The following is a 24,635-nucleotide window of genomic DNA, read 5'->3' as shown; positions in this document are numbered from 1 at the left end:
CTTTTTGCCGTCTTACGCAGCGCCTTCGGGCTTCAGCCCCAGGCGGTCGAACAGCGACCTGTCCCGCCCCGGTGCGGCATTCTTCGCCGTCAGCAGCTTCTCGCCGCAGAAGATCGAGTTGGCTCCGGCCAGGAAGCACAGGGCCTGCATTTCGTCGCTCATATCCTCGCGCCCGGCCGAGAGGCGGACATAGGAGGTCGGCATCAGGATACGCGCCACGGCGATGGTGCGGATGAAATCGAAGGGATCGGGGCGTTCGGCCTCGGCCAGCGGGGTGCCCGGAATCGGGATCAACAGGTTGATCGGCACGCTTTCCGGCGGCTTGGGCAGGTTGGCGAGCGTCTGGAGCATCTTCGCCCGGTCCTGCTGCTGCTCGCCCAGTCCGACGATGCCGCCGGAACAGATATGCATCCCGGCATCGCGCACATGGGCCAGCGTGTCGAGGCGGTCCTGATAGCTGCGCGTGGTGATGATCTCGGAATAATGCTCTTCCGAGGTGTCCACATTGTGGTTGTAGTAGTCCAGGCCCGCGGCCTTGAGCTGACGCGCCTGTTCCGAGGACAGCAGGCCGAAGCTGGCGCAGGTTTGCAGGCCCAGCCCCTTCACCCCTTCGATCATCGCCAGGGCGGTCTCGAAATCCTCGCCACGCGGGCCGCGCCAAGCCGCGCCCATGCAGAAGCGGGTGGCCCCGCCTTCCTTGGCGGCGCGGGCGGCTTCCAGCACCTGTTCGACCTTCATCAGCCTTTCCTTCTCGAGGCCGGTGTCGAAATGGGCGCTTTGCGGACAGTAGTTGCAATCCTCGGGGCAGCTGCCGGTCTTGATCGACAGCAGGCGGCTCATCTGGATGCGGTTGGGGTCGAAGTGGCGGCGGTGGATCGTTTGTGCTTCGAACAACAGATCGTTGAAGGGCAACTCGAACAGCGCCATGATCTCATCCAAAGACCATTGACGGCGCTCGGCCCCGACAGGCTGCACTTGCTCGACGTCACCGATGGCGGTTGCGCTTGCCGACACTTGCGGTACTCCCATCCTCTGGCGTTATTTTTCCGCCCCAGCGGGCGGGTCGGAAAATTGACAGTATAAGAGCACCTTTGCAACGGTCGTGAAAAGCCTCTAGAAGGCAGGTCTTCAAAAAGCGGATCAGGGGCATGAGCGATTTCGACCAGGCGTTGCGGCTTCATCTCGACACCCTCGACAAGGCGGGGCGTCTGAGGCGGCTGAGGAATGTCGACGGCGTGGACGGCGCCCATATTTCCCTCGAAGGGCGCGAATACATCAATTTCTCTTCCAACGATTATCTCGGCCTGGCCGGTCATTCCGCCCTGGTGGAACGGGCCTTCCGCTTCGCCGAGGCCTGGGGCGCGGGCAGCCGGGCCTCGCGCCTCGTCTGCGGCAATATCGCTCCCTTCGAGGCCGTCGAGGCCAAGATCGCCGCCGGCAAGGGCAGCGAGGCGGCGCTGGTGATGGCTTCAGGCTATCAATGCAACGCCTCGGTCATTCCGGCCCTGCTGGACCGCCAGGTCTGGGGGGCGGAGCCGCTGGCCTTCTGCGACCGCCTCAATCATGCCAGCATGCATATGGGACTGGCGGCGGCCAATCTGCGCCAGATTCGCTATCGCCATAACGACCTGAACCACTTGGAAGACCTGCTGAAGGCCCATCAGGGCGAGAAGGCGGCGCGCTTTATCCTGACCGAGAGCGTCTTCAGCATGGACGGCGACCGCGCCGACATCCCCGCCCTGGTGGAGTTGGCCGAGCGTTACGGAGCCTTCCTCTATGTCGACGAGGCCCATGCCACCGGCGTCCTGGGCGAGAACGGCTTCGGCTTGACCGAGGGGCTGGCCGGACGGATCGGCCTGGTGATGGGCACCTTCAGCAAGGCCCTGGGCAGCTTTGGGGCCTATGTCGCCTGTTCCTCCGCCGTACGGGACTATCTGGTCAACCGCTGCACCGGGCTGATCTATGCGACGGCCTTGCCGCCCTCGGTGCTGGGGGCCATGGACGCGGCGCTTGACCTGATCCCGGAACTGGGCGGCGAGCGCCTTCGCCTGGCGGCGCTGGGCGAAAAGGTGCGCCGGGACTTCCAGGCCGCCGGGCTCGATACCGGCCCATCGAGCACGCAGATCATTCCGGTAATCCTGGGCGAGGAAAGCCGCGCCTTGGCGGTTGCCCGCGCGCTGGAGGACGAGGGCATCCTGGGCATCGCCATCCGTCCCCCCACCGTTCCCTCCGGCACCAGCCGCATCCGTTTCGCCCTGTCGGCCAAGCATCGCGACCAGGACGTGGAACGCCTGATCGCCGTCGTGACGGATCTGGCCGGCGCCTCATGACCACCTTGTGCTTCATCCATGGCTGGGGTTTCTCTGCAGAATTCTGGCAGCCTTTGGCGCAGGCGCTGGAGGATGTGCCGAGCCTTGCGGTCGATCTGGGCCATGTCGCCCCGCCCCATCAGCCCGCCCTGCCCCCCGGCCCGGTCGTCGCCGTCGGGCATTCCCTGGGCTTTGCTTGGGCGCTGCGAAGACGGCGGGATTTCGCCGGGCTGGTCGCCATCAACGGCTTCGCCCGCTTCACCGCCGCCCCGGATTTCCCGCAAGGTGTGCCCCCCCGTCTGCTGGAGCGCATGATCAGCCGCTTCGCCGATCATCCTTGTGCCGTCTATACCGATTTCATGCGCCGCTGCGGCATCGATGAGCCCGATTGCACGGGCTTGCGGCCCGACGCCCTGGAAGCCGGGCTGCGTTTCCTGGGCAGCGTGGACGAACGCGAGGCCCTGGCGGATCTGCCGCTGCTGGCCCTGGCGGGCGGGCAGGACCCCATCCTGCCGGAAGCCATGAACCGCGCGACCTTCGAAAGGGTCGAAATAGCCGCGGACGGGGGCCATCTGCTGCCCCTGACGCATACGCAATGGTGTGCCGCCCATATCCGGGCCTTCCTCGGGAAACTGGCATGAGCGGGCGCAAGGACGGCATTGCCCGCGCCTTTTCCAGCGCCGCCGGATCCTACGAGGGGGCGGCCCGGCTCCAGCGTCTCGTGGCCGAACGCTTGGCCGACAGGATTTGCCGCCGTCCCCTGCCCGCCGATCCGCATGTGCTGGAAATCGGCTGCGGCACCGGGCTGCTCAGCCGCGCCCTGCTGTCCCGCATTGCCGGCGGGGAATGGCTGCTGACCGATCTGTCGCCGGGCATGATCGAACGCAGCCGTGCAAGCATTGACGCCCCCCGGGTGACCTGGGGCATCATGGATGGCGAGTTTCCTGAATTCTGCCCGAGCGGTTTCGATTTGATCGTTTCCAGTCTTGCCTTTCAATGGTTTGGCGACCTCAACGCCGCCATTGCCCGGCTGGCGGCGCTGCTGGCTCCGGGCGGAGCCCTGGTCTTCGCCACCATGGGGCGGGACAGTTTCCTGGAATGGCGCCGGGCCCACGACGAGCTGGGCCTGCCCTGCGGGACACCCGCCTATCCGGGAGCGGAGCAGATCGCATGGCCCTCCGGCGGACGCGGCAGGGTCGAGGAAGAGCATATTCCCATGGACCATCCCGACGCCCACAGCTTCGCGCGCGGGCTGAAAGACATCGGCGCCCAGACGCCCCATCCCGGTTACCGGCCCCTGGCGCCGGGAGCGTTCCGCAAGGTGCTGCGCCGGTTGGGAGACAGCGCCACGGTCACCTATCACATTCTCTATGGCAGCTTCGAGGCAGAGCCATGCCGATAAAAGGAGTCTTCGTCACCGGCACCGATACCGGCGTCGGCAAGACCTTCGTATCCGCCTGGGCGGTGCGTCACTGGAACTGCGATTACTGGAAACCCGTCCAATCCGGCACCGTCGAGGGCTGGGATTCCGCCGAAGTCATGCGCCTGGCGCAATTGCCCCTGAAACGGGTCCATCCTTCCACCTATGCCCTGGTCGAGCCGCTTTCGCCTCATGAAGCCGCCCGCCGGGAAGGCGTGAAGATCGAACTGGACGCCTTCACCCTGCCCGAATCCCACCATCCCATCGTGGTGGAAGGCGCTGGCGGCGTCATGGTGCCGCTCAACGATCAGGCCTTCATCATCGACCTGATGGCCCGGCTCGGTCTGCCGGCCCTGGTGGTGGCGCGCAGCACGCTCGGCACCATCAATCACACGCTGCTGACGCTCGAGGCCATCCGGGCGCGCGGACTGCCCATCCTGGGCGTGGTGGTGAACGGCCCCCTGGATCCGCATAACGTGCTGGCTATCGAATATTACGGCCGCGTGCCGGTCCTGGCGCAGCTTCCCCATCTTCCCTCGCCTGACGACGAGGCGATCATGAACCTGCCTGCCCCGCCGCCGCTGGAGACATTGCATTCATGACCACCGACCTGTCGGCTCAGGACCGGCGCCATGTCTGGCATCCCTTCACCCAGGCGGGCACCGCTCCGCCTCCCATCGTCATCGAAAGGGCAGAAGGCGCGCGGCTGCATGCGGCCGACGGGCGCGTCTTCCTGGATCTGGTGTCGAGTTGGTGGGTCAATCTGCACGGCCATGCCCATCCCGCCATCGCCGAGGCCATCGCCGCCCAGGCGCGCAAGCTGGAACAGGTCATCTTCGCCGACTTCACCCATGAACCGGCGGTGCGTCTCGCTACCCGTCTGGCCGAGGAATTGCCCGGGGCGCTGAACAAGGTCTTCTATTCCGACAACGGCTCGACCGCCGTGGAAGTGGCGCTGAAGATGGCGCTGCAATACTGGGACAACAAAGGCCAAGGGCAGCGCACCCGCTACATCGCCTTCGAGGGCGGCTATCACGGCGACACCGTGGGCGCCATGTCCGCCGGGGCCTCCTCGGGCTATTTCCGTGCCTGGGAAAGGCTGCTCTTTCCCGTCCATTTCGCCCCCTTCCCCGCAACCTGGGACGGCGACGAAGAGGCCGCGGCCAAGGAGCAAGCGGCCCTGGATGCGGTCAAGGCGATCCTGCGCGCCCATCCCGGGGAATTCGCCGGTTTCATCATCGAGCCCCTGGTCCAGGGAGCCTCGGGCATGCGCATCTGCCGCCCCGGCTTCCTGCGCGCCTTAGCCGAACTGGCGCGGGAAGAAGGCGCCTTGCTGATCTTCGACGAGGTCATGACCGGATTCGGCCGCACCGGTCCCACCTTCGCCTGCCAGCGGGCCGGGGTGGAACCCGATCTGATCTGCCTGTCGAAAGGCATCAGCGGCGGCTTCCTGCCGCTTTCAGTGACCGTGGCGAGCGACGAAATCCACGATGCCTTCCTCGGCCGCGACCTGGACCGGGCCTTCCTGCACGGCCATTCCTATACCGCCAATCCGCTGGGCTGCGCCGCCGGTCTCGCTTCGCTGGACCTGACCCTGTCGGAGTCCTGCCGGCGACGACGCCAGGAGATCGAGGACCTTCATCGCGGCCGGATCAAGGGCTTGGCCGGCCATGGCCGCGCCTCCCGCCTGCGGGTCATGGGAACCATTGCCGCCCTCGACGTGACCGGCGGCGAAAGCGGCTATGCCGCCGCCGTCGGACCGAAGCTGAAAGCCTTCTTCCATGAGCGCGGCCTGCTGCTGCGCCCGCTGGGCAACGTCGTCTACCTGCTGCCACCGTATTGCGTCTCCGATGACGACCTGCACAGGGCCTGGGACGTCATCGGCCAAGCCCTCGACGATCTTTGAAAATCCGTTTGCTGACCTTTCGCCTGCCCCAAAGGAGCCCCCATGGCCGAAATGCCCGAGAACGAAAAGCCCTCGCCTGATTCGCACCGTCCCTACAGCCGCAAGGAAGGGCTGCTGTTCTGGGTTCTGTTCCTGGGAGGCGGCGCGGTGGTGCTGTGGCTGTTCTTCCGCTGAGGTGAGCCATATCCCCAGAGCCTGGGCCGCATCAGGCTCTGGGGATGGCAAGGATCAGCCCGCCGGAACGGCCTGCTTGGCTTCCATCATTTCCTTCAAGGTCAGGCCGTTTGACATGACGCGGACGATCTTCTGCATCAGCGTCTTCGTCGTGAAGGGCTTGGCGACGAAATCGTTGGCCCCGGCCTCCTTGGCGGCATGCAGGCGCTGCAGGTCGGCATAGCCGGTGACGACGATGATCGGCAGGCGCTTGTTGTCCGTATCCAGTGTGGACCGCACCTTCTTGGTGAATTCGATGCCGTCCATGCCCTCCATCACGTAATCGACCAGCACCAGGTCTGGCTGCCATGTGGAGAGGATTTCCAAGGCCTGGGCACCGCTTCCGGCTTCCATGGTTTCCTTGATATTCATGCTGCGCAGGATCGTGTGTATCAGGCGGCGCATATTCGCATTGTCATCGACGATCAAGATTCGAAGATTCTGAAGCTTCATCTCTGTTGCTCCCCCAGGTCCCATCCATCCCGTATGGGTGCCGGCCTCAGGCCGGAAGGTCTTCGGTTTTTTCCATGAAGAAATCGAGGCCGATGGATTTCATCGCCTCGCTGGCCTTCGGGTTGTTTTCGGCATAGGGCCGGTACTGGGCATCTTCCCTGAGGATATGCTCGACAATCCAACAACGCAGGAAGGTGGCGAGTTCGCCGATATCGACCTGCGCCGGGTCTTCCTGATAACGGCGCAGATAGGCCATGACCTGCTCCTTGAGCCGGTCATGGCCCTGCTTGTGCTCCTTATGGTCGGGATAGCCGATGGCGCGCTGCATCCGCTCTTCCCGCTCGAAGTGATAATCGGTGTAGTCGTACAGCGCGTTCAATACGGTGCTGACGACCATTTGGGATTCTTCGCCGCTGGCCGCGCCGTCGATCATGCCAATCAGCTCGACCAACACCATATGATCGGCGTCCACTTCGGGCACGCCGACGCTGTAGGCGTCGGACCAGGTGAATGGTTCGCTGGCCTGTTCCTTGGCGACAGTCTGTGCGCTTTTGTTCATTTTTTTACCCTCTCTTAAGGCGGATTCTTATGCCCCGCCTCCCCCATCGAACCGGTTTTTGCTTCCGGTAAGACCCGAAAGATAACATGGTTTTTATGGATATTGCTAAATTTCAACGGTCTTGTCAGCACGCATAGCACGCTATAGGTGAGTAAACCCATTCTTGGCTTCAGGGAGATGATGGTGACCAGCGAGGACGTGGAAGTCGTTGAACGCAGCACGGTCTATCAGGGCTATTTCCACATCGACCGCTACCGCCTGCGCCACCGGCGCCATGACGGTGGCTGGAGCGACGAAATCAGCCGCGAGATCTTCGAGCGCGGCCATGCGGTGGCCGTGCTGCTCTATGATCCCGACCGGGACAAGGTGGCCCTGGTCGAACAATTCCGTCCCGGAGCCCTGGCGGCAGGCTGGTCGCCCTGGCTGATCGAACCGGTGGCCGGCATCATCGAGGAAGGCGAGACCGCCATCAGCGTCGCGCATCGGGAATCGCGAGAAGAAGCCGGATGCGAGGTGATCGAACTGGTGCCCATCGCCCGCTATCTGGTGTCGCCCGGCGGCAGTTCTGAAACCGTGGAATTGTTCTGCGGCCGGGTGAATTGCGAGCATCTGGGCGGAATCCACGGCGTGGCATCCGAGGGTGAGGACATCCGCGTCCTCGTCGTTCCGGCCGACGAAGCCATCGCCTGGCTGGGCGAAGGCCGGGCAAACAACGCCATGACGCTGATTGCCCTGCAATGGCTGGCCCTCAACCGGAGCATGCTGCGACGGCGCTGGCTGGACGAATTGGGCCTGAACCAATAGCACCTCGCCCGCAGAAGACGGCCGGGCGCTCGGTCTTGCGCCGCGCAGAGAGTGCCGGTACTCTCCGCCTAGCACGTAAATTGCCCGTGATTCCACACAAGGAATGGGGGCCAAGAGACCAGGGAAGAGTCATGCTCGACATCCGCGAAGGCTTTCTCGACAGCATCGGGAATACGCCGCTGATCCGCCTCAAGATCGCTTCCGAAATGACCGGCTGCAACATCTTGGGCAAGGCCGAATTCCTCAATCCCGGCGGTTCGGTCAAGGACCGTGCCGCCCTGGCCATCGTGCGGGATGCCGAACAGCGTGGCGTGCTCAAGCCCGGCGGCGTGATCGTCGAAGGCACGGCCGGCAATACCGGCATCGGCCTGTGCCTCGTCGGGAATGCGCTGGGCTATCGCACCGTCATCGTCATGCCCGAGACCCAGAGCCAGGAGAAAAAGGACATGCTGCGCCTGATCGGCGCCGATCTGCGCCTGGTTCCGGCGGTTCCTTACGCCAATCCCGGCAATTATGTCCGTTATTCCGAGACCCTGGCCAACGAGCTGGCGAAGACCGAACCCAATGGCGTGATCTGGGCCAACCAGTTCGACAATGTCGCCAACCGTCTGGGCCATTACCACACCACCGGCCCGGAAATCTGGCGCCAGACCGGCGGCAGCGTCCATGCCTTCACCTGCGCTGTCGGCACCGGCGGCACGCTGGCCGGCGTCGCCATGGCGCTGAAGGAGCGTAACCCCGACGTCAAGGTGGTGCTGGCCGATCCCATGGGATCGGCGCTCTACAACTACTACGCCAATGGCGAATTGAAGGCCGAGGGCAATTCCATCACCGAGGGGATCGGCCAGGGCCGCATCACCAAGAATCTGGAAGACGCCCCCATCGACGATCAGGTCCGTGTCACCGACGAGGAAGCCCTGCCGATGATCTTCCGCATGGTGAAGGAAGAAGGCCTGGTGCTGGGCGGTTCGTCGGGCATCAACGTGATGGCGGCGATCAAGGTCGCGCAGAAGCTGGGTCCGGGCCATACCGTGGTGACCGTGCTGTGCGATTACGGCACGCGCTATCAAAGCAAGCTTTTCAATCCCGCCTTCCTGCGCGAGCATAAGCTGCCTCAGCCCGACTGGCTGGATTGACAGGTATAAGAAGCCGAAACGAAGAGGGGGAACCGACATGGATTATGCGCGACCCGATGCCCTGGTCAGCACCGAATGGCTGGCGCAGCATCTCACCGCGCCGGATGTGCGCATCGTCGATGCCAGTTGGTTCCACCCCTCGCAGCAGCGGAATGCCCGGGCCGATTACCAGGCCGGGCATATCCCGGGCGCCGTCTTCTTCGATATCGACGAGATTTCCGACAGCACCAATCCCCTGCCCCACATGCTGCCGCCGCCCGAGAAATTCTCGAGCAGGGTGCGCCGCCTCGGCCTGGGCAACGGCAACCGCGTCGTTGTCTACGACGCCACGGGCTGCGCCTCGGCCGCCGCGCGGGTATGGTGGATGTTCCACGTTTTCGGGCATAGCGACGTGGCCGTCCTGGATGGCGGCCTGCCGAAATGGCTGCAGGAGCAGCGCCCCATCGAGGACCTGCCGCCCATGCCGCGCGATCGCCATTTCATCGCGCGGACCAACGCCACCCTGGTCCGCGATGTCGAGCAGATGAAGCAGAATCTGCAGACCGGGCGCGAACAGGTGATCGATGCCCGCTCCGCCGGGCGCTTCCGCGGGGAACTGCCGGAACTCTGGCCTGGCAAGAAGGTCGGACATATTCCCGGCAGCCTGAATCTTCCCTATACGGAACTGTTCGACCCCAAGGACAAGACCTTCCTGCCCGCCGACCAGCTACGGGCGCGTTTCGAGGAAGCCGGTGTGGATTTCACCAAACCAGTGGTCGCTTCCTGCGGCTCGGGCGTCACTGCTTGCGTGCTGGTCTTGGGGCTTTACCTGCTCGGACGCGAGGATGTGGCCGTCTATGACGGCTCCTGGGCCGAGTGGGGCTTGCGTGACGATACTCCCGTGGAACAGGGCTGAAGGCGGCCCGCAAGCAAATAGGAGAGTTGGACTACTCCTCCTGCCATAAAGGCGAGTAGCCCTTCCGCGCGCTATCGGGTGGTTGATGCGCGCTTTTCATAGCCCCACGTGTTGTCTCAGCCACCTTTTCGACAATGCGAGGAGGAATTATGGAAAAGCGCAAATCTCGCTCTGCCAGCAAAGCAGTGCGCATGGATAATCGTGCCTATCTCGTTCCCTTTACTGTTGTGATGTTCCTCGCAGCCGCCCTGCTTTCGGGCTGCAACACTATGGCCGGTTTGGGAGAGGACACCCAAGCTGCCGGCCGAGCCGTTGAAGGACAGGCCAGAGACGTTCAGCGCTGACCCTCAGGCTGAAAATTTTGTAAAGGTCTGGCATTGCATGGGTGCCGGTGACAAACTGCCGGCCCCACTTCCTTGGATCGCATTGCCGGGGCCAGATGAAAAAGGACACTCTCATCGTTCATGCCGGGCGTCATCCCGAGCAGCAACATGGTGCGGTGAACCCTCCGGTTTACCGGGCTTCCACCATCACCTTCCCCTCCATGGCCGCCCTCGAGGAGTCGAGCAAGGCTCCCTTCGAAGGGGTGCGCTATGGCCGCTTCGGCACTCCCACCACCTTCGCCTTCGAGGAAGCCGTCGCCGCCCTGGAAGGCGGCTGGCGCAGCATCGCCACCTCGTCGGGTCTGGCGGCCATCACCGGCGCCCTGACGGCACTGCTGTCGGCGGGCGACCATCTGCTGATGGTGGATTCGGTCTATGGCCCGACACGCAAATTCTGTGACAGCGTCCTGCGCCGTTTCGGTATCGAAACAACCTATTACGATCCGCTGGTGGGAGCCGGAATCAACAGCCTGATCCGCACCAACACCAAGGTCGTCTTCGTCGAATCGCCCGGCTCGCTGACCTTCGAAGTGCAGGACATCCCCGCCATCGTCGAAGCGGCCCATCGCCACGGCGCCTTGGTGGTCATGGACAATACCTGGGCCTCGCCGCTTTTCTTCCAGCCCTTCGCCCATGGCGTGGACGTTTCGGTACAGGCCGCAACGAAATACATCGTCGGCCATTCCGATGCCATGCTGGGAACCATCACCACCACCGAGGAATTGTGGCTGAAGGTGAAGACGGCGGTGGCGGCTTTCGGCTATGCGGCAGGTTCGGAGGAAACCTATCTCGGCCTGCGCGGCCTGCGCACCCTTGGCGCACGCCTGCGCCAGCATCAGGAAAGCGGCCTGGCCGTCGCCAGGTGGCTGCAATCCCGCCCGGAAGTCACCCGCATCCTGCATCCGGCCCTGCCCGATGACCCCGGCCATGCCTTGTGGGAACGGGATTTCTCTGGCGCATCAGGGCTTTTCGGGGTGGAGTTGAAGCCGGTTTCCAAGACCGCCCTGGCCGCGCTGATCGACGGGCTGGAGCATTTCGGCCTGGGCTATAGCTGGGGCGGCTTCGAAAGCCTGATCATTCCCGCCCATATCCAGCGCACTGCCAGCAACTGGAAAGCCGAAGGGCCGGTGATCCGTCTGCATATCGGCCTGGAGGATCCGCAGGACCTGATCGCGGATCTGGAGAAGGGCCTGGAGAGGATGAGAAAAGCTTCGTAAGAAATTGAAAAGGCGTGGGAAATGTCCCGCGCCTTTTCTCTTATCGCCGACGAAGGGCGGCGCCGGCGACTTCCGCCAGCAGGAACAGCAGCAGCGCCACCACGACGATGGAAGGCCCCGAGGGCGTGTCCCAGGCCAGCGAGGCATGCAATCCCCCGGTCACGGCGGCGGCACCGGCGAGCGAAGCCAGGATCGCCATGGCTTCGGGGGTCACGGCGAAACGCCGGGCCGCGGCGGCGGGAATGATCAGCAGGGATGTGATCAACAGGATTCCCACGATCTTCAACGCCACGGCCACCACCACCGCCATCAGCAGCATCAGGGCCAAGCGCCCGGCCGCCACCGGCACCCCTTCCACCTGGGCCAGTTCCTCGTTGACGGTCATCGCCAGCAAGGGCCGCCACAGCACCGCCAGGACGCCCAGGACCAGAAAGCCGCCGCCGAAGATCAGCAGCAGGTCGGCATTGGAAATGGCCAGGATGTCGCCGAACAGATAGGCCATCAGGTCGACCCGCACCCAATCCATGAAGGCCAGGGCCACCAGCCCGATGGACAGCGTGCCGTGGGAGAGGATGCCGAGCAGCGTATCCACCGCCAGCCGACGCTGGCGCGTCATCAGGGCCAGGACCACGGCCAGCAGGCCGGAAACGGCGATGATCGCCAGCGTCAGGTGGATTTCCAGCAGCAGCCCCAGCGCCACCCCCATCAGCGCCGCATGGGCCAGGGTATCGCCGAAATAGGCCATGCGCCGCCAGACGACGAAGGCGCCCAACGGCCCGGCCACCAGGGCCAGGGCCACGCCGCCCACCAGGGCGCGCAGAAAGAAGTCATCCATGGGAGCAACCGGGACCGTGTGTGCAGCCGCCATCGCCGAGAGGCTTGATCTCGCTCCCGACATGGCGGTGATCATGGTGATGTTCGTAGACGGCAAGGCTGGCGCCCACGCGGGTTCCGAACAGGCTGAGATATTCGGGATGGCGGCTGACGGCCTGGGGCGTACCGGCGCAGCAGACATGGCCGTTCAGGCAGACCACCTGGTCCGTCGCGGCCATGACCAAGTGCAGATCATGCGAGACCATCAGCACGCCGCAGCCGGTCTCGTCGCGCACCTTGCCGATCAGGTCGTAGATTTCCGCCTGTCCGGTGACGTCCACGCCGGCGACGGGTTCGTCCAGTACCAGCAATTGCGGACGGCGCAGCAGGGCGCGGGCGAGTAGCACGCGCTGCATCTCGCCTCCCGACAAATCATGGACCTGGGCATCCAGCAGATATTCCGCCCGCACCCGCGACAAGGTGTATTGCAGGTGGCTGGCGCTTTCCCGCCAGTTCAGGGCCAGGGTGAGGAAGCGGCGGACGGTTAGCGGCAGGGTCCGCTCGATGGTGACGCGCTGGGGCACATAGCCGATGGTCAATTTCCCGCGCCGCGTCACCTTGCCATGGCTGGGGCTTTGCAGGCCCAGGGCAACCCGCAGCAGGGTGGATTTGCCGCCGCCATTGGGGCCGACGATGGTGAAGATGCCGCCCTCGGGAATGTCGAGCGAGACCCCGCGCAGAACATGCTGGCGGCCGAAACTGACATGCACATCGGCAAGCGACAGCAAGGCCTCAGCGGCCATTCCCGGACCTCCGGCAATCGGGGCACAGCCCTTCCAGTTCCACTGTCTTGCCCCGCAATTCGAAGCCAAGGGCGACGGCGGCCTGGGTCAGGGCTCGGTCGATGGCCGGGTCGTCAATCTCAGCCGCCAAGCCACATTCGGAACAAATAAGGAACTGACCGGAATGCGGGGCATCGGGCTGGCCGCAGCCGACGAAGGCGTTCAGGCGCTCGATACGGTGCACCAAGCCCTGTTCCTGAAGAAAGTCCAGTGCCCGGTAAACCGTGGGCGGCGCTGCCGCCATGCCCTCGCTGCGCAAGGTATCCAGCAGCGCGTAGGCCCCCACAGGACCGTGACGTTCCCATACGAGTTCCAGCACGCGGCGACGGATTTCGGTCAGGCGCAGGCCGCGGCTGCGGCACAATTCCTCGGCCTTGGCCACGGCATGGGCGACACAGCTTCCATGATCATGGTCGCTGGAAGGAAAGGCGGTACTGGCCTCGGTCATGATGTCTGTCCTTGCCGTCGTCTCATTGCAACATTATAACATATCCTCCTCCTGAGCGACAATCCGAGGATAGATATGTTCAAGCGTAGCCTCATAGCGGCCGTGATCGCCCTTCCCTTTCTCGGCAGTTCGGCTTCGGCTGAGCCGCCGGCAGTCGTTGTTTCCATCAAGCCGCTACATTCTCTTGTCGCGTCGGTCATGGACGGCGTCGCGCAGCCGCGCCTTTTGGTGCCGGGCGGTGCTTCCCCTCATACATATTCCCTCCGCCCCTCCGATGCCAAGGCCCTGAACGAGGCCAATGCCATCTTCATGGCGGGTGACGGACTGGAGATGTTCCTGGAAAAACCCTTGAACAATCTTGAAGGACGCGTGCGCGTCGTGGCAATGGCCGAAGCTCCGGGCGTAACCCTGCTGCCGGTCCGCGAGGGCGGCGTGTGGGACGAGCACGACCATGGGCACAACCATGACCACGCGCACAACCATGATCATGGGCACGAACACGGACATGATCACGGCCATGGGCACGATCATGGGCATGGAGATGCGCACGACCATCATCATGGAGCCTATGACATGCATCTCTGGCTCGATCCGGCCAATGCCAAGGCTTTCGTCGCGACGGTCAGCGCCACGCTCGGGGAACTGGACCCGGCCAATGCCGAAGCTTATGCCCGCAATGCCGAAGCCACCGCCGCCCGTCTGGATGAGCTGGATGAAAAGCTCCGCGCCGAATTGCAGCCCATTGCCGGCCGTCCGTTCCTGGTCTTCCATGATGCCTATCAGTATTTCGAGCAGCGCTACAACCTGACCGCCGCCGGTTCGGTGACCGTCGATCCCGAGCGCCGCCCCGGTGCCAGGCGCCTCAGCGAAATCCGTCAGCGCATTACCGAGGGCAATGTGGTCTGCGTCTTCCGCGAACCGCAATTCAGCCCGGCCGTCATCGAGACGGTGGCCGAGAACACCCAGGCCAAGGTCAGCGTCCTCGATCCGGTCGGTGCCGAAATCGCCGAAGGTCCGGATATGTATTTCGCACTGCTGGAAGGCCTCAGCCGCAATCTGCGCGACTGCCTGGCCGGTTGACAGAAAGGGGCGAAGGGAGGTTTGCTTCCTCCCCGCCCCCCTAACGGAAATCAGATCATGCTTGACGCCACCGCAGCCCTTTCCGCCATCTCCTTCAACGCCGACGGCCTCGTTCCGGCCATCGCCCAGCAGCATGACAGCGGCGAGGTGCTGATGATGGCCTGGATGAACCGCGAGGCGGTGGAGGAAACCCTGGCCACCGGCCGCGTCTGCTATTGGTCGCGTTCGCGCGGCAAGCTCTGGCGCAAGGGCGAAAGCTCCGGCCAGATGCAGATGCTCAAGGATTTCCTGATCGACTGCGACGGTGACACGATCCTGCTGCTGGTGGACCAGACCGGCCCGGCCTGCCACACCGGCCGGCGCACCTGCTTCTATACCTCGGTCGGCGAAACGGGCCTTGCCACCATCGCCGACGTGATGATCCCCCCCGAGGAGCTTTACGGCAAATGAGCGACGATCTTCAGCGCGAAGCGGCCTCGGCCATTCCGGTCACCATCCTCACCGGCTTCCTGGGCAGCGGCAAGACCACCCTGCTCAACCGCCTGCTGGCACGGCAGGAAATGGCTGAAACCGCCGTGCTGATCAATGAATTCGGCGAAGTCGGGCTGGACCATCTGCTGGTCGAGCATGTGAGCGAGGATATCGTCCTGCTCAATTCCGGCTGCCTGTGCTGCACCGTGCGCAGCGACTTGGTCACGGCCATGCGCGACCTGTTCCTGAAGCGCGTGCGCGGCCTGATCCCGGAATTCCGCCGGGTGCTGATCGAAACCACGGGGCTGGCGGACCCGGCCCCGATCCTTCACACCATGATGACCGATCCGCTGATCGGCGCGCGTTACCGGCTGGACGGCGTGATCACCACGGTCGATGCCGTCAATGGCTCCCGCCAGTTGGACTGCCACCCCGAATCGGTCAAGCAAGCCGCCGTGGCCGACCGGCTTGTCCTGACCAAGGCCGACATCGCCGATCCGGTGGCGGTCGAGGTGCTGCGGGCGCGCCTGCAGGAACTCAATCCCGGAGCCCCGGTCATCGTGGCGGCGAACGGGGAGGTCGACCCTTCGGTCATCCTGGATGCCGGGCTGTTCAACGCCCGCAGCAAAATCCCCGACGTGGAGCGCTGGCTCAACGAGGAGGCCTATCGCGATCGCCACGATCATCATCATGATCACCACCATAAACATGGAGATGGCCATGCGCACGGCCATCATCACCACGACGTCAACCGCCATGACGAACGCATTTCGGCTTTCGTGGTAACGCGGGACGAGCCGGTTTCCTGGCAGAAACTGGTCAGCGCCCTGGAATTGCTGATCGCCACGCGGGGCGAGAATCTGCTGCGGATCAAGGGCATCGTCCATGCGCAGGAGTCGGAGAAACCGCTGGTGGTCCATGGCGTACAGCATGTCTTCCACCCGCCCGTCCCCCTGCCCGCCTGGCCCAGCGAAGACCACCGTACCCGCTTGGTCTTCATCACCCGTGACCTGCCGCGCCAGGTGGTGGATGCCTTGCTGACAGCCGTCCTCGGGGAGACAGCTTAGAACGGAAAAAGGGGCGGCTGCGGCCACCCCTTTCTTTCCTAGTTTTGAATCGATCCAGGAATTATCCGCATTGCACAATCACGCAATGCGGGTTAAGTTGAGTAGTGATGTTGGCCTTTCCGAGGTCAGCTTCCCTCTCTTAAGAAGCCTCTTCCAGGCCGTTCGCGTCATGCGAACGGCCTTCTTTTTGACTCGGATATCGCCTGTTCCGGCAGGCGCTTCCGTCAGGCCGCGACGCTGCTCGAGAGCAATTCGTCGAGCTTGCCGGCGAAGGATTCCAGACGCTGCTGTTCGCCCAGGGTCGCGAAGAAGTTCCGCTCGGCGGCGCGGACCCGCATGGTGGCCATATTCACCGTCCGGCGGCCAGCTTCGGTCAGGCACGGGAACTTGGCCCGATGATCCATGGAATTGTGCCGCCGCTCGACCAGCCCCTTGCGCTCCAGCGTGCAGAGTATCTGCGAGGTGGTGGCCACATCCATCATGCAGTGACGCGCCAGCGCGATCTGGTTGACCTGGCCCTCGCGGGTCAGGCGCTCGAGACCCGACATGATCATGAACTGCGGATGGGTCAGACCCACTTCCTGCAGCGATGCCTCGGCCTGCCGGCGCCAGGCGGCACCCGCTTGCGTCAGAAGCATTCCCAATTGCACTGCGTTCTCTTCGACGAGAAATTCAGCAGTCACCTTTACCCCCAGTAGGCGCCCTACGCGCCTGTATTGTCGACGTCGTTGCTGATTCGCATTTTAACTTTTCTGCCGGGGCCGCACCCCTATCGACCTTGGGAGGTGACGCGAACTATCAATGTGTGCTAACATTACACCTTTACCGTGCCTAGCAGGCTACAGCCGCTTCACCTCGATATTGTACTTCTTGAGGGCGTAGCCGATCTGGCGCGGCGTCAGGCCGAGCAGCCGGGCGGCCTTGGCCTGAACCCAGCCGGCCTTTTCCATGGCACGCAGCAATCTGTCACGCTGGGTCAGCCCCTGCCCTTCCTCGAAAAACAGGTCGTCCCCGGCATCTTCGTCGCGCTCGTCGATATTGGCAAGCGCCGGTTCGGGCTGGCGGAACGTGTTGGAAGAATGCTTCCAGAGCTGCGCCGACAGGCAGAGATTGCGCTGGCAAGGCAGGTCCACGTCGCGCACCACGTCGCCGCGGCTCATGGTCGCGACGCGGTTCACGCAATTCTCCAGCTCGCGCACATTGCCGGGAAAGTAGCAGTTCAGCAGGACCTGCATGGCTTCCTCCGAGACGTTGACATGACGCGCATTCTCCTGGTTGAAGCGCCTGATGAAATGCTCGACCAGCATGGGGATGTCCTCCTTGCGCTCGCGCAAGGGCGGCAGGAAGACCGGCACCACATTGATGCGGTAATACAGGTCGGCGCGGAACTCGCCGTTGGCGACCATCGCCTCGAGATTGCGGTTGGTGGCCGCGATCAGGCGCACATCGGTGCGGATGGTCTTGTTGCCGCCCACCCGCTCGAATTCGCTTTCCTGGAGGACGCGCAGCAGCTTGGCCTGGAAGGAAGGGGAAATCTCGCCGATCTCGTCGAGGAAGAGCGTGCCGTGATTGGCCAATTCGAACCGCCCCTTGCGCTCGGCGGTGGCGCCGGTAAAGGCGCCCTTCTCATGGCCGAACAATTCCGATTCCAGCAGCGTCTCGGGCAGGGCCGCGCAGTTGAGCTTGATGAAGGGGCCGTCCTTGCGGGTGCTGAGGCAGTGGATGGCCCGCGCGATCAATTCCTTGCCGGTGCCGCTTTCGCCCCGCAACAGCACGGTCGAGCGCGAAGGCGCGATCTGGTGGATCTCGGCATAGACATCCTGCATGCGCCGCGACACGCCGATGATGTTGTCGAGCCCCACGCGCTGCTGCGCCTGTTCGCGCTGCACGACCAGGGCCTTTTGCAGGCGATGCTGCTCCTCGATCAGACGCTCGCGCTCCGAAGCCACATGCTGATGCATGCGCACGGTCTGCCCGATCAGATTGGCGACCATGCTCAGGAAGCGGACATCGGCCTCGTAGCTGACATCCTTGCGCGCGGCATCGAAGACGCGGTCGATGGACAGCACGCCGAAGGGCTTGTCCGTGGTCTTGATCGGCACCCCGATGAAAGAAATCGCCTCGCCATCCAGCGTGTCGTCCAGCCATCCCTCGTATTGCAGGCCGGGCTCGTCGCGCAGATCGGGGATGACGATGGGCATGCCGCTGGACAGAACCTGTCCGGCGGCCGACTTTTCCAGGCTGCCTCCCATCTTGCGGATCGCTGCCGGCGACAGCCCCGAGGCCGCCACGACATCCAAGGCGCCCCCGTCCCCGACCAGGCTGATCATGCCGTGGCGCATCTGCAGGTAGGAGGACAGGACGTTCAGGACGTCGCGCAGCGTTTTTTCCAGATGAAGGGAGGAGGAGAGAATCTTGCTGATCTCATAGATGCTGATCAGCGACAGGGCGGTGCTGTTTCGATTTTCCGCGAGCATGGAATAAACCTCCTGACGCCAACGATGCGCCGCTCCGGCTCCCGCGAAATTTGTCGTCAACAGGACATGCGAGGCCGCCAGGCTTCTTTAAGATTCGCAAAATCCGCGCCAAATTGAACGAAACGGGAAAGAACATTGCGCAACAATAGGTTGCTTCCCTTACCCGATCCCCTTTGGTCACTGCATGAGCGACAGTATATGCCTGTGATTTGAACAGCGCATCATAAAAGCACAAATTTTGTGCGGATTCTGACAGGCTTCGGGGAAGATCGGGATTCACGGCGAGGACGTCCCCGCCATGCCGCAACAACGACCCGCAAACCTTTTATTTAAAAGGAATTTTCCCAGGAAATTTCTTATCCTACCCCGCCACCAGGGCGAGAAGCAGGATCGCCACGATATTCGTGATCTTGATCATGGGATTGATGGCCGGACCGGCCGTGTCCTTGTAGGGATCGCCCACCGTGTCGCCGGTCACGGCTGCCTTGTGGGCGTCCGATCCCTTGCCGCCGTGATGGCCGTCCTCGATGAATTTCTTGGCGTTGTCCCAGGCACCGCCGCCCGAGGTCATGGAGATGGCGACGAACAATCCGGTGACGATGACCCCCATCAGCATGGCCCCCAGCGCGGTCAGGGCCTGTTCCTGTCCGCCGAAGAGCAGCACCACGACATAAAGCAGGATCGGCGCCAGCACGGGCAGCAGCGAGGGCAGGATCATCTCCTTGATCGCCGCCTTGGTCAGCATGTCCACCGCCCGGCCGTAATCGGGCTTCGCGCTGCCCTCCATGATGCCCGGAATCTCGCGGAACTGGCGGCGGACCTCGACCACCACCGAACCGGCGGCACGCCCCACCGCCATCATGCCCATCGAGCCGAACAGATAAGGCAGCAGCCCCCCGGCGAACAACCCGATCAGCACCCAGGGGTCGTCCAATCGGAAACTCAGGGCCAGATCGGGGAAATAGTGATGGATGTCCTGGGTATAGGCACCGAACAGCACCAGCGCCGCCAGCCCGGCGGAACCGATGGCATAGCCCTTGGTCACGGCCTTGGTGGTGTTGCCGACGGCATCTAGTGCATCGGTCACCTTGCGTACATCCTCGGGCAGGTCGGCCATCTCGGCGATGCCCCCGGCATTGTCGGTGACCGGGCCATAGGCGTCCAGCGCCACCACCATGCCCGCCAGTGCCAGCATGGTCGTCGCCGCGATGGCGATGCCATACAGGCCTGCGGCGGCAAAGGAGGTGACGATACCGAAACAGATAACCAGCACCGGCAAGGCCGTCGCCTCCATCGAGACGGCCAGGCCCTGGATGACATTGGTGCCGTGCCCCGTGGTCGAGGCATGGGCGACGCTGCGCACCGGGCGGAAATCGGTGCCGGTATAATATTCCGTGATCCAGATGATCAAGCCGGTGACGACAAGGCCGATGACCGCACAGAGGAACAAGGCCATCGGTGTGATGATGCGCCCGTCGGTCATGGGCAGCTCGACGCCGCCACCGCCGAACAAGATGGTGACCACCAGGGCGATCAGCAGAAGCGACAGACCGGCGGTGACGATGAAGCCCTTGTAGAGGGCGGTCATGATCCGCGCCTTCGCCCCCAGGCGGACGAAGAAGGTGCCGATGACCGAGGCGATGATGCAGACGGCGCCGATGACCAGTGGCAGCATCATCGCCAGGTCCTGCAAGGGCCCGGTGAAGAAGATCGAGCCCAGCAGCATGGTGGCGACCACCGTGACCGCGTAGGTCTCGAAAAGATCGGCCGCCATGCCCGCGCAATCCCCCACATTGTCCCCCACATTGTCGGCGATGACGGCGGGATTGCGCGGATCGTCTTCGGGGATGCCTGCCTCGACCTTGCCGACGAGATCGGCGCCCACATCGGCGCCCTTGGTGAAGATGCCGCCGCCGAGGCGGGCGAAGATGGAGATCAGCGAGGCGCCGAAGCTGAGCGCCACCAGCGATTCCAGCACCTCACGCAGGGGCATGGCGGCTGCACGCAGGATGATGTAATAGACTGCGACACCCAGCAGCCCCAGCCCGACCACCAGCATGCCGGTCACGGCGCCCGACTTGAAGGCGACGTCCAGGGCCTGGGCCAAGCCGCCGCTGCGGGCGGCCTCCGCCGTGCGGACATTGGCGCGTACGGAGACATGCATGCCGATATAGCCCGCCAGGGCCGAAAGCACGGCCCCCAGGAAATATCCCACCGCCACCGGCAGCCCCAGCCTCAGCCCCAGCAGGATGCCGATCACCACGCCGACGATGGCGATGGTCCGGTATTGCCGGTTGAGATAGGCCCCTGCCCCTTCCTGGATCGCCGCCGCGATTTCCTGCATGCGGGGCGTGCCGGCGGGTGACGCCATCACCGAACGGATGGCATAGGCTCCATAGCCAAGGGCGATGATTCCGCAGAGGATGACGAACGCATAGGCCATGGCGCACCTCCGGCCGGGCAGGTCTCATCCCACGATGCCGGAGAAACGGGCGCCGCGCAATCTGCCCTTCGGACAGAAGAGCTTGAGAAAGCAGCGCTTTCTTTCGGCTAGGAACCGGGATTAGCGCAGGCTGACTTCCCTGAAGACCACATCGCGCACCGCTCCTTCGCCGACGATGCGGTTGCCGATGATGTTCAGCCGGTACTTGACGGCATTCTCGTCGGGCTGCGGGTAATATTGCAGATGGGCCGGCAGGAAGGCATGGAAGTCGCGCAGGAAGCCGTCACGCAGGCGCGGCATGGCTTCGGTCACCCTGCTGCGATAGGCCGGATCGACCTCCAGCTGCATCACCAGGAAGACCTGCCCCAGCAATTCGCCGTCCCGGATGATCGGGACCAGGAAGGGTTCCAGGTCGATAAAAGCGGACTGGGGCGGCGGAGGTGCCGCCGGTGGAGGTTTTTCTTCCGAACCGCTCTGGGCGTTCAGGATATTCTCGAAGGGAGTGATGCCCATATAGGCCATCCCACCGACCGCTGCGGCAATCAAAGCCACCAGCGCCAGGACGCTCATTATGATCGTCTTCATGGATGGGCCTATCCTATCCCTCGAAATGACGCCAACCGGCCCGCCCCAGGAACAGCTTTACACCGTCACCCCCATAGACGACAACCGGTTCGTCACCATCCTGCCCGGTCACCCGCCCGATTGCCGTCAGTTCCACGCCCGTTCTATCGGCCAGGGCCGCGACGGCGGCGTCCTGTCCTGCCGGGGCGGTAAACAGCAATTCGTAATCATCGCCTCCCGACAAGACCGGCGCAAGACCTTCGCGCGTCAGTTCCAGCGCGGCACGGGCTGCGGGAGACAAAGGCAGTCTTTCGGCATGGATTTCGGCTTTGACGCCCGAGGCCCGGCAGATATGGGCGAGATCGGCGCACAGCCCATCCGAGATATCCATGGCGGCCGTTGCCAAGCCGTGCAGACAGGCCCCCAGGGCCAGGCGCGGCCTGGGCAGGCGGTAGCGGTCGGCCAGGAAAGCGGCATGATCCGCCGCCAGCCCCCGCACCTGCCCCTGCAGGACCTTCAGCCCCAAGGCGGAATCGCCCAGGCTGCCCGAAACCCAGATGGTGTCGCCGAGTTGGGCGCGGGAGCGGCGCAATTCGCATCCCTGCCCAACCGTTCCCAAGGCGGTGACGGTCAGGGTCAGCGGTCCCGGCGTCGAGACGGTGTCGCCGCCGATCAGCGGCACGGCGAACTCGGCCACGTCGGCGGCCAGGCCGGACGCAAAGAGACGCAGCCAGTCTTCTCCGGTATCGCGCGGGAAAGCGGCGGCCAACATCAAGCCGACCGGGGACGCTCCCATGGCGGCGAGATCGGAAAGATTGGTGCGCAGAACCTTGCGCGCCACCAGATCGGCGGGATCGTCGGGAAGAAAATGAACGCCGGCAACGACGGCGTCACTCGTGACAACCAATTGCCGCCCCGGCGGCACGCTCAGCAGGGCGGCATCGTCCTTCAGCCCCAGCGCACCGGGACAACCGGCAGCCAGGGGCGCGAAAAACTCCTCGATCAGCGAGAATTCATCGAGCCCTGGCATCGCTGCCGTCGCCGCCCAGTTCCTCGGCACGCAGCACCCGCGCGATGCGGTCGAGGACTGCATTGACGAGACCCGGCTCGCTGCCGGCATAGAAGGCCTTGGCCACGTCCACATATTCGGAAATGGCGACTCGTGCCGGTACGTCCCGGCGTTCCTTCAATTCATAGGCGCCGGCGCGCAGGACGTTGCGCAGGACCGCTTCCAGGCGCTCCATGGACCAGTCGCCGCTCAGGGACTTGGCGACGATCTCGTCCAGTTCCTCGCGCTGGGCCAGGGAACCGCGGACCAGGAAGGTGAACAATTCGCTGTCGGGCTCGATCAGCGGCGCATCGAATTCCGCGCCTTCTTCATGGTCGGTGACGCTGCCCTCGCCGCCGATCAGGCGGTCGGCGAAATCGCGCAGGATGCCGTCAGGAGTCGCTCCGGTCAGTTCGACCTGATAGAGCGCCTGAACGGCGGCGAGCCGGGCGGCGCTGCGGCGGCGCACGGCTTTGGAGATGGGACGGCCGGATTTGTTGTTCATTTGGGTATGAGACGCAACTCGCGTTTGATGTCGATCATGCGCAGGCAGGCGCGTGCGGCTTGGCCGCCGAAATTCTTTTCGTCCACGCGCGCCCGCGCCAGGGCCTGTTCCTTGTTATGGCAGGTCAGGATGCCGTTGCCCACCGCCAGGGTGTATTGCAGGGCCAATTGCTGAATGCCGCTCATCGCTTCGCGGCAGACGTGATCGTAATGATCGCTTTCCCCGCGCAGGGCGCAGCCGAGCGTGATGTAGCCGGAATAACGGTCGTCGGTGGCGCGCAGTTCCATCGCCCGGATGGCATAGCGGATCGCCGCCGGGATTTCCAGGATCCCCGGAACGATGATGCGTTTGTAGCCGGCGCCGACGGCGGCCAGTTCCTTGACCGCCCCCTTGACCAGTTGATCGGTGATGTCGTCGTAGAAGCGAGCTTCGACGATCAGGATGCGCGTGCCCGACATTATTCCCCCTCCTTGAAGATGATCGGCTCCTGCGCCACGACCGACAGGCCATAGCCTTCAAGGCCGATGATGGTCTTCTTGGTGTTGGACAGCAGAATCATGTCCCGCACCCCGAGATCGAGCAGGATCTGCGCGCCGATGCCGTAATCGCGCAATTCGCTGCCCTGCCCTCCGCCATCCAGGCGGGCGCGGACCCGCTCGGTCAGGCTGTTGGGCTTGGGCTCACGGATCAGGACGACAACGCCCCGGCCGCGCTCGGCGATCATGCGCATGGCGGCATGCAATTCGCCGGTCTTGTGGCTGTCGCGGTCGCCCAGCACGTCGTCGAGCACGTTCAGCGCATGGACGCGCACCGGCACCGGCCCATCCACTCCCAGATCGCCTTTCACCAGGGCGATATGCTCGGCATAGGCGACGGTATTGACATAGACGACCATGCGCCATTCGCCGCCGTAAAGCGAGTTGAACCGCGAGTCCAGCTTGCGTTCGACGATCTTGTCATGCTTGCGGCGATAGGCGATCAGGTCGGCGATCGTACCGATCTTCAGGCCATGATACTGCGCGAACTTCACCAGATCGGGCATGCGCGCCATGGTGCCGTCGTCGTTCATGATCTCGCAGATCACGCCGGAGGGATTGAGCCCGGCCAGACGAGAAATGTCGACCGCCGCCTCGGTATGACCGGCGCGCACCAGCACGCCGCCGTCGCGGGCGACCAGCGGGAAGACATGGCCCGGCGTCGCCAGATCGGCGCGGCCCTTGGCCGGATCGATGGCCACGGCGACCGTGCGGGCGCGGTCCGAGGCGGAAATGCCGGTGGTCACGCCTTCGCGCGCCTCGATGCTGACGGTGAAGGCGGTCTGGTGGCGCGAGGCATTCTCCTGCGCCATCAGCGGCAGCCCCAGTTCCTCGATCCGCTGCCGGGTCAGCGACAGGCAGATCAGGCCGCGGCCATGCTTGGCCATGAAATTGATGGCATCGGGCGTGGCCATCTGGGCCGGAATGACCAGATCGCCTTCATTCTCCCGGTCTTCGTCATCGACCAGGATGAACATGCGCCCGTTGCGGGCTTCTTCGATGATCTCGTCGATCGAGGACAGGTAGTCGTGATAACCAGACAAGAG

General features: G+C 63.9%; 28 protein-coding genes. 14 read left to right on the top strand and 14 right to left on the bottom strand.

Going from position 1 to position 24,635, the window contains the following annotated elements:
* Positions 1 to 12: 12 nt before the first annotated feature.
* Positions 13 to 1,014 (bottom strand): biotin synthase BioB, encoded by a 1,002-nt coding sequence (bioB, locus tag EPD66_RS02530; RefSeq protein WP_370511850.1) that lies wholly within the window; start codon positions 1,012 to 1,014, stop codon positions 13 to 15.
* A gap of 134 nt (positions 1,015 to 1,148) precedes the next feature.
* Here bioB and bioF point away from each other — a divergent pair, with 134 nt between their 5' ends.
* The 6 genes from bioF to EPD66_RS24520 are packed head-to-tail and all read left to right on the top strand — an operon-like array spanning position 1,149 to position 5,809.
* Complete coding sequence (gene bioF / locus EPD66_RS02525; protein WP_142846907.1) at positions 1,149 to 2,330, top strand: 8-amino-7-oxononanoate synthase; 1,182 nt, start codon at positions 1,149 to 1,151, stop codon at positions 2,328 to 2,330.
* A complete protein-coding gene (locus EPD66_RS02520; RefSeq protein ID WP_142846906.1) occupies positions 2,327 to 2,950 on the top strand; it encodes an alpha/beta fold hydrolase in 624 nt (207 codons plus the stop codon). Before bioF ends, EPD66_RS02520 begins: the two co-directional genes overlap by 4 nt.
* Positions 2,947 to 3,711 carry a methyltransferase domain-containing protein gene (locus tag EPD66_RS02515; protein WP_185961216.1) on the top strand — a complete coding sequence of 255 codons (765 nt, stop codon included), beginning with the start codon at positions 2,947 to 2,949 and terminating at the stop codon, positions 3,709 to 3,711. The genes EPD66_RS02520 and EPD66_RS02515 overlap by 4 nt, the downstream gene beginning before the upstream one ends.
* Positions 3,702 to 4,331, top strand: a complete 630-nt coding sequence (gene bioD / locus EPD66_RS02510) for a dethiobiotin synthase (RefSeq protein ID WP_142846904.1) — start codon at positions 3,702 to 3,704, stop codon at positions 4,329 to 4,331. The genes EPD66_RS02515 and bioD overlap by 10 nt, the downstream gene beginning before the upstream one ends.
* Complete coding sequence (gene bioA, locus EPD66_RS02505) at positions 4,328 to 5,635, top strand: adenosylmethionine--8-amino-7-oxononanoate transaminase (RefSeq protein ID WP_142846903.1); 1,308 nt, start codon at positions 4,328 to 4,330, stop codon at positions 5,633 to 5,635. The genes bioD and bioA overlap by 4 nt, the downstream gene beginning before the upstream one ends.
* A gap of 42 nt (positions 5,636 to 5,677) precedes the next feature.
* Entirely contained in the window at positions 5,678 to 5,809 is a 132-nt protein-coding gene (locus tag EPD66_RS24520) for a hypothetical protein (RefSeq protein ID WP_255448341.1), read from the top strand.
* Positions 5,810 to 5,863: 54 nt separating this feature from the next.
* On the opposite strand, the gene EPD66_RS02500 is transcribed toward EPD66_RS24520, so the two are convergent.
* Both EPD66_RS02500 and EPD66_RS02495 read right to left on the bottom strand, forming a co-directional pair.
* Positions 5,864 to 6,301, bottom strand: coding sequence for a response regulator (locus EPD66_RS02500; protein WP_221930856.1), 438 nt, complete (start codon positions 6,299 to 6,301; stop codon positions 5,864 to 5,866).
* A gap of 46 nt (positions 6,302 to 6,347) precedes the next feature.
* Complete coding sequence (locus EPD66_RS02495; RefSeq protein WP_142846901.1) at positions 6,348 to 6,860, bottom strand: bacteriohemerythrin; 513 nt, start codon at positions 6,858 to 6,860, stop codon at positions 6,348 to 6,350.
* A 147-nt stretch (positions 6,861 to 7,007) separates the two neighbouring features.
* On the opposite strand from EPD66_RS02495, the gene EPD66_RS02490 reads away from it, so the two are divergent.
* From EPD66_RS02490 to metC, 5 genes are all read left to right on the top strand, one after another.
* The gene (locus tag EPD66_RS02490; protein ID WP_370511849.1) at positions 7,008 to 7,664 is read left to right on the top strand and encodes an NUDIX domain-containing protein; all 657 of its coding nucleotides are present in this window, start codon (positions 7,008 to 7,010) and stop codon (positions 7,662 to 7,664) included.
* A gap of 131 nt (positions 7,665 to 7,795) precedes the next feature.
* A complete protein-coding gene (locus EPD66_RS02485) occupies positions 7,796 to 8,800 on the top strand; it encodes a cysteine synthase A (protein WP_142846900.1) in 1,005 nt (334 codons plus the stop codon).
* Between the two features lie 37 nt (positions 8,801 to 8,837).
* Positions 8,838 to 9,695, top strand: coding sequence for a 3-mercaptopyruvate sulfurtransferase (sseA, locus tag EPD66_RS02480; RefSeq protein ID WP_142846899.1), 858 nt, complete (start codon positions 8,838 to 8,840; stop codon positions 9,693 to 9,695).
* 149 nt (positions 9,696 to 9,844) lie between these two features.
* The gene (locus EPD66_RS02475; protein ID WP_255448340.1) at positions 9,845 to 10,039 is read left to right on the top strand and encodes an entericidin A/B family lipoprotein; all 195 of its coding nucleotides are present in this window, start codon (positions 9,845 to 9,847) and stop codon (positions 10,037 to 10,039) included.
* A 95-nt stretch (positions 10,040 to 10,134) separates the two neighbouring features.
* Positions 10,135 to 11,295, top strand: a complete 1,161-nt coding sequence (gene metC, locus EPD66_RS02470) for a cystathionine beta-lyase (RefSeq protein ID WP_142846898.1) — start codon at positions 10,135 to 10,137, stop codon at positions 11,293 to 11,295.
* 40 nt (positions 11,296 to 11,335) lie between these two features.
* Here the strand turns inward: metC and znuB are convergent, their stop codons facing one another.
* Genes znuB through EPD66_RS02455 form a run of 3 tightly spaced genes read right to left on the bottom strand, consistent with a single transcriptional unit; the run spans position 11,336 to position 13,398 of the window.
* Entirely contained in the window at positions 11,336 to 12,130 is a 795-nt protein-coding gene (gene znuB / locus EPD66_RS02465) for a zinc ABC transporter permease subunit ZnuB (protein ID WP_142846897.1), read from the bottom strand.
* Positions 12,123 to 12,911, bottom strand: coding sequence for a zinc ABC transporter ATP-binding protein ZnuC (znuC, locus tag EPD66_RS02460; RefSeq protein ID WP_142846896.1), 789 nt, complete (start codon positions 12,909 to 12,911; stop codon positions 12,123 to 12,125). The genes znuB and znuC overlap by 8 nt, the downstream gene beginning before the upstream one ends.
* Positions 12,901 to 13,398 (bottom strand): Fur family transcriptional regulator, encoded by a 498-nt coding sequence (locus EPD66_RS02455; protein ID WP_142846895.1) that lies wholly within the window; start codon positions 13,396 to 13,398, stop codon positions 12,901 to 12,903. Before EPD66_RS02455 ends, znuC begins: the two co-directional genes overlap by 11 nt.
* A 75-nt stretch (positions 13,399 to 13,473) precedes the next feature.
* On the opposite strand from EPD66_RS02455, the gene znuA reads away from it, so the two are divergent.
* From znuA to EPD66_RS02440, 3 genes are read left to right on the top strand one after another with little or no spacing between them, the layout of a single operon-like run.
* Positions 13,474 to 14,478, top strand: a complete 1,005-nt coding sequence (znuA, locus tag EPD66_RS02450; protein ID WP_142846894.1) for a zinc ABC transporter substrate-binding protein ZnuA — start codon at positions 13,474 to 13,476, stop codon at positions 14,476 to 14,478.
* A 57-nt stretch (positions 14,479 to 14,535) separates the two neighbouring features.
* Positions 14,536 to 14,928, top strand: a complete 393-nt coding sequence (gene hisI / locus EPD66_RS02445; protein WP_142846893.1) for a phosphoribosyl-AMP cyclohydrolase — start codon at positions 14,536 to 14,538, stop codon at positions 14,926 to 14,928.
* On the top strand, positions 14,925 to 16,016 hold the full coding sequence (locus EPD66_RS02440) for a GTP-binding protein (protein WP_142846892.1): 1,092 nt from the start codon (positions 14,925 to 14,927) through the stop codon (positions 16,014 to 16,016). Before hisI ends, EPD66_RS02440 begins: the two co-directional genes overlap by 4 nt.
* Positions 16,017 to 16,240: 224 nt before the next feature.
* Here EPD66_RS02440 and EPD66_RS02435 read toward each other — a convergent pair whose 3' ends face one another.
* The 8 genes from EPD66_RS02435 to ribB form a co-directional block, all read right to left on the bottom strand.
* A complete protein-coding gene (locus EPD66_RS02435) occupies positions 16,241 to 16,699 on the bottom strand; it encodes a MarR family winged helix-turn-helix transcriptional regulator (protein WP_142846891.1) in 459 nt (152 codons plus the stop codon).
* Between the two features lie 156 nt (positions 16,700 to 16,855).
* Positions 16,856 to 18,493, bottom strand: a complete 1,638-nt coding sequence (nifA, locus tag EPD66_RS02430; RefSeq protein ID WP_142846890.1) for a nif-specific transcriptional activator NifA — start codon at positions 18,491 to 18,493, stop codon at positions 16,856 to 16,858.
* A 361-nt stretch (positions 18,494 to 18,854) separates the two neighbouring features.
* Positions 18,855 to 20,936 (bottom strand): sodium-translocating pyrophosphatase, encoded by a 2,082-nt coding sequence (locus tag EPD66_RS02425; protein WP_142846889.1) that lies wholly within the window; start codon positions 20,934 to 20,936, stop codon positions 18,855 to 18,857.
* Positions 20,937 to 21,056: 120 nt separating this feature from the next.
* Positions 21,057 to 21,521 (bottom strand): hypothetical protein, encoded by a 465-nt coding sequence (locus EPD66_RS02420; RefSeq protein WP_142846888.1) that lies wholly within the window; start codon positions 21,519 to 21,521, stop codon positions 21,057 to 21,059.
* Between the two features lie 13 nt (positions 21,522 to 21,534).
* Positions 21,535 to 22,530: a thiamine-phosphate kinase gene (thiL, locus tag EPD66_RS02415; protein ID WP_142846887.1), complete on the bottom strand. Its 996-nt coding sequence runs from the start codon at positions 22,528 to 22,530 to the stop codon at positions 21,535 to 21,537.
* The gene (nusB, locus tag EPD66_RS02410) at positions 22,514 to 23,053 is read right to left on the bottom strand and encodes a transcription antitermination factor NusB (protein ID WP_142846886.1); all 540 of its coding nucleotides are present in this window, start codon (positions 23,051 to 23,053) and stop codon (positions 22,514 to 22,516) included. Before nusB ends, thiL begins: the two co-directional genes overlap by 17 nt.
* Positions 23,050 to 23,511 carry a 6,7-dimethyl-8-ribityllumazine synthase gene (gene ribH / locus EPD66_RS02405; protein ID WP_142846885.1) on the bottom strand — a complete coding sequence of 154 codons (462 nt, stop codon included), beginning with the start codon at positions 23,509 to 23,511 and terminating at the stop codon, positions 23,050 to 23,052. Before ribH ends, nusB begins: the two co-directional genes overlap by 4 nt.
* Positions 23,511 to 24,632: a 3,4-dihydroxy-2-butanone-4-phosphate synthase gene (gene ribB, locus EPD66_RS02400; protein ID WP_142846884.1), complete on the bottom strand. Its 1,122-nt coding sequence runs from the start codon at positions 24,630 to 24,632 to the stop codon at positions 23,511 to 23,513. The genes ribH and ribB overlap by 1 nt, the downstream gene beginning before the upstream one ends.
* Positions 24,633 to 24,635 lie beyond the last annotated feature (3 nt).

It is taken from the genome of Telmatospirillum sp. J64-1, assembly GCF_006980715.1.
GTDB classification, from domain to species: domain Bacteria; phylum Pseudomonadota; class Alphaproteobacteria; order Rhodospirillales; family Magnetospirillaceae; genus Oleiliquidispirillum; species Oleiliquidispirillum nitrogeniifigens.
Note: the sequence above shows the minus strand (reverse complement) of the source record. Positions and strands in the feature narration are given on the sequence as shown.

Excerpts from the sequence above, each read along its gene's own strand:
- bioF (WP_142846907.1), top strand. The coding sequence starts at position 1,149 with ATGAGCGATTTCGACCAGGCGTTGCGGCTTCATCTCGACACCCTCGAC.
- EPD66_RS02520 (WP_142846906.1), top strand. The coding sequence starts at position 2,327 with ATGACCACCTTGTGCTTCATCCATGGCTGGGGTTTCTCTGCAGAATTC.
- EPD66_RS02515 (WP_185961216.1), top strand. The coding sequence starts at position 2,947 with ATGAGCGGGCGCAAGGACGGCATTGCCCGCGCCTTTTCCAGCGCCGCC.
- bioD (WP_142846904.1), top strand. The coding sequence starts at position 3,702 with ATGCCGATAAAAGGAGTCTTCGTCACCGGCACCGATACCGGCGTCGGC.
- bioA (WP_142846903.1), top strand. The coding sequence starts at position 4,328 with ATGACCACCGACCTGTCGGCTCAGGACCGGCGCCATGTCTGGCATCCC.
- EPD66_RS24520 (WP_255448341.1), top strand. The coding sequence starts at position 5,678 with ATGGCCGAAATGCCCGAGAACGAAAAGCCCTCGCCTGATTCGCACCGT.
- EPD66_RS02500 (WP_221930856.1), bottom strand. The coding sequence starts at position 6,301 with ATGAAGCTTCAGAATCTTCGAATCTTGATCGTCGATGACAATGCGAAT.
- EPD66_RS02495 (WP_142846901.1), bottom strand. The coding sequence starts at position 6,860 with ATGAACAAAAGCGCACAGACTGTCGCCAAGGAACAGGCCAGCGAACCA.
- EPD66_RS02485 (WP_142846900.1), top strand. The coding sequence starts at position 7,796 with ATGCTCGACATCCGCGAAGGCTTTCTCGACAGCATCGGGAATACGCCG.
- sseA (WP_142846899.1), top strand. The coding sequence starts at position 8,838 with ATGGATTATGCGCGACCCGATGCCCTGGTCAGCACCGAATGGCTGGCG.
- EPD66_RS02475 (WP_255448340.1), top strand. The coding sequence starts at position 9,845 with ATGGAAAAGCGCAAATCTCGCTCTGCCAGCAAAGCAGTGCGCATGGAT.
- metC (WP_142846898.1), top strand. The coding sequence starts at position 10,135 with ATGAAAAAGGACACTCTCATCGTTCATGCCGGGCGTCATCCCGAGCAG.
- znuB (WP_142846897.1), bottom strand. The coding sequence starts at position 12,130 with ATGGATGACTTCTTTCTGCGCGCCCTGGTGGGCGGCGTGGCCCTGGCC.
- znuC (WP_142846896.1), bottom strand. The coding sequence starts at position 12,911 with ATGGCCGCTGAGGCCTTGCTGTCGCTTGCCGATGTGCATGTCAGTTTC.
- EPD66_RS02455 (WP_142846895.1), bottom strand. The coding sequence starts at position 13,398 with ATGACCGAGGCCAGTACCGCCTTTCCTTCCAGCGACCATGATCATGGA.
- znuA (WP_142846894.1), top strand. The coding sequence starts at position 13,474 with ATGTTCAAGCGTAGCCTCATAGCGGCCGTGATCGCCCTTCCCTTTCTC.
- hisI (WP_142846893.1), top strand. The coding sequence starts at position 14,536 with ATGCTTGACGCCACCGCAGCCCTTTCCGCCATCTCCTTCAACGCCGAC.
- EPD66_RS02440 (WP_142846892.1), top strand. The coding sequence starts at position 14,925 with ATGAGCGACGATCTTCAGCGCGAAGCGGCCTCGGCCATTCCGGTCACC.
- nifA (WP_142846890.1), bottom strand. The coding sequence starts at position 18,493 with ATGCTCGCGGAAAATCGAAACAGCACCGCCCTGTCGCTGATCAGCATC.
- EPD66_RS02425 (WP_142846889.1), bottom strand. The coding sequence starts at position 20,936 with ATGGCCTATGCGTTCGTCATCCTCTGCGGAATCATCGCCCTTGGCTAT.
- EPD66_RS02420 (WP_142846888.1), bottom strand. The coding sequence starts at position 21,521 with ATGAAGACGATCATAATGAGCGTCCTGGCGCTGGTGGCTTTGATTGCC.
- thiL (WP_142846887.1), bottom strand. The coding sequence starts at position 22,530 with ATGCCAGGGCTCGATGAATTCTCGCTGATCGAGGAGTTTTTCGCGCCC.
- nusB (WP_142846886.1), bottom strand. The coding sequence starts at position 23,053 with ATGAACAACAAATCCGGCCGTCCCATCTCCAAAGCCGTGCGCCGCCGC.
- ribH (WP_142846885.1), bottom strand. The coding sequence starts at position 23,511 with ATGTCGGGCACGCGCATCCTGATCGTCGAAGCTCGCTTCTACGACGAC.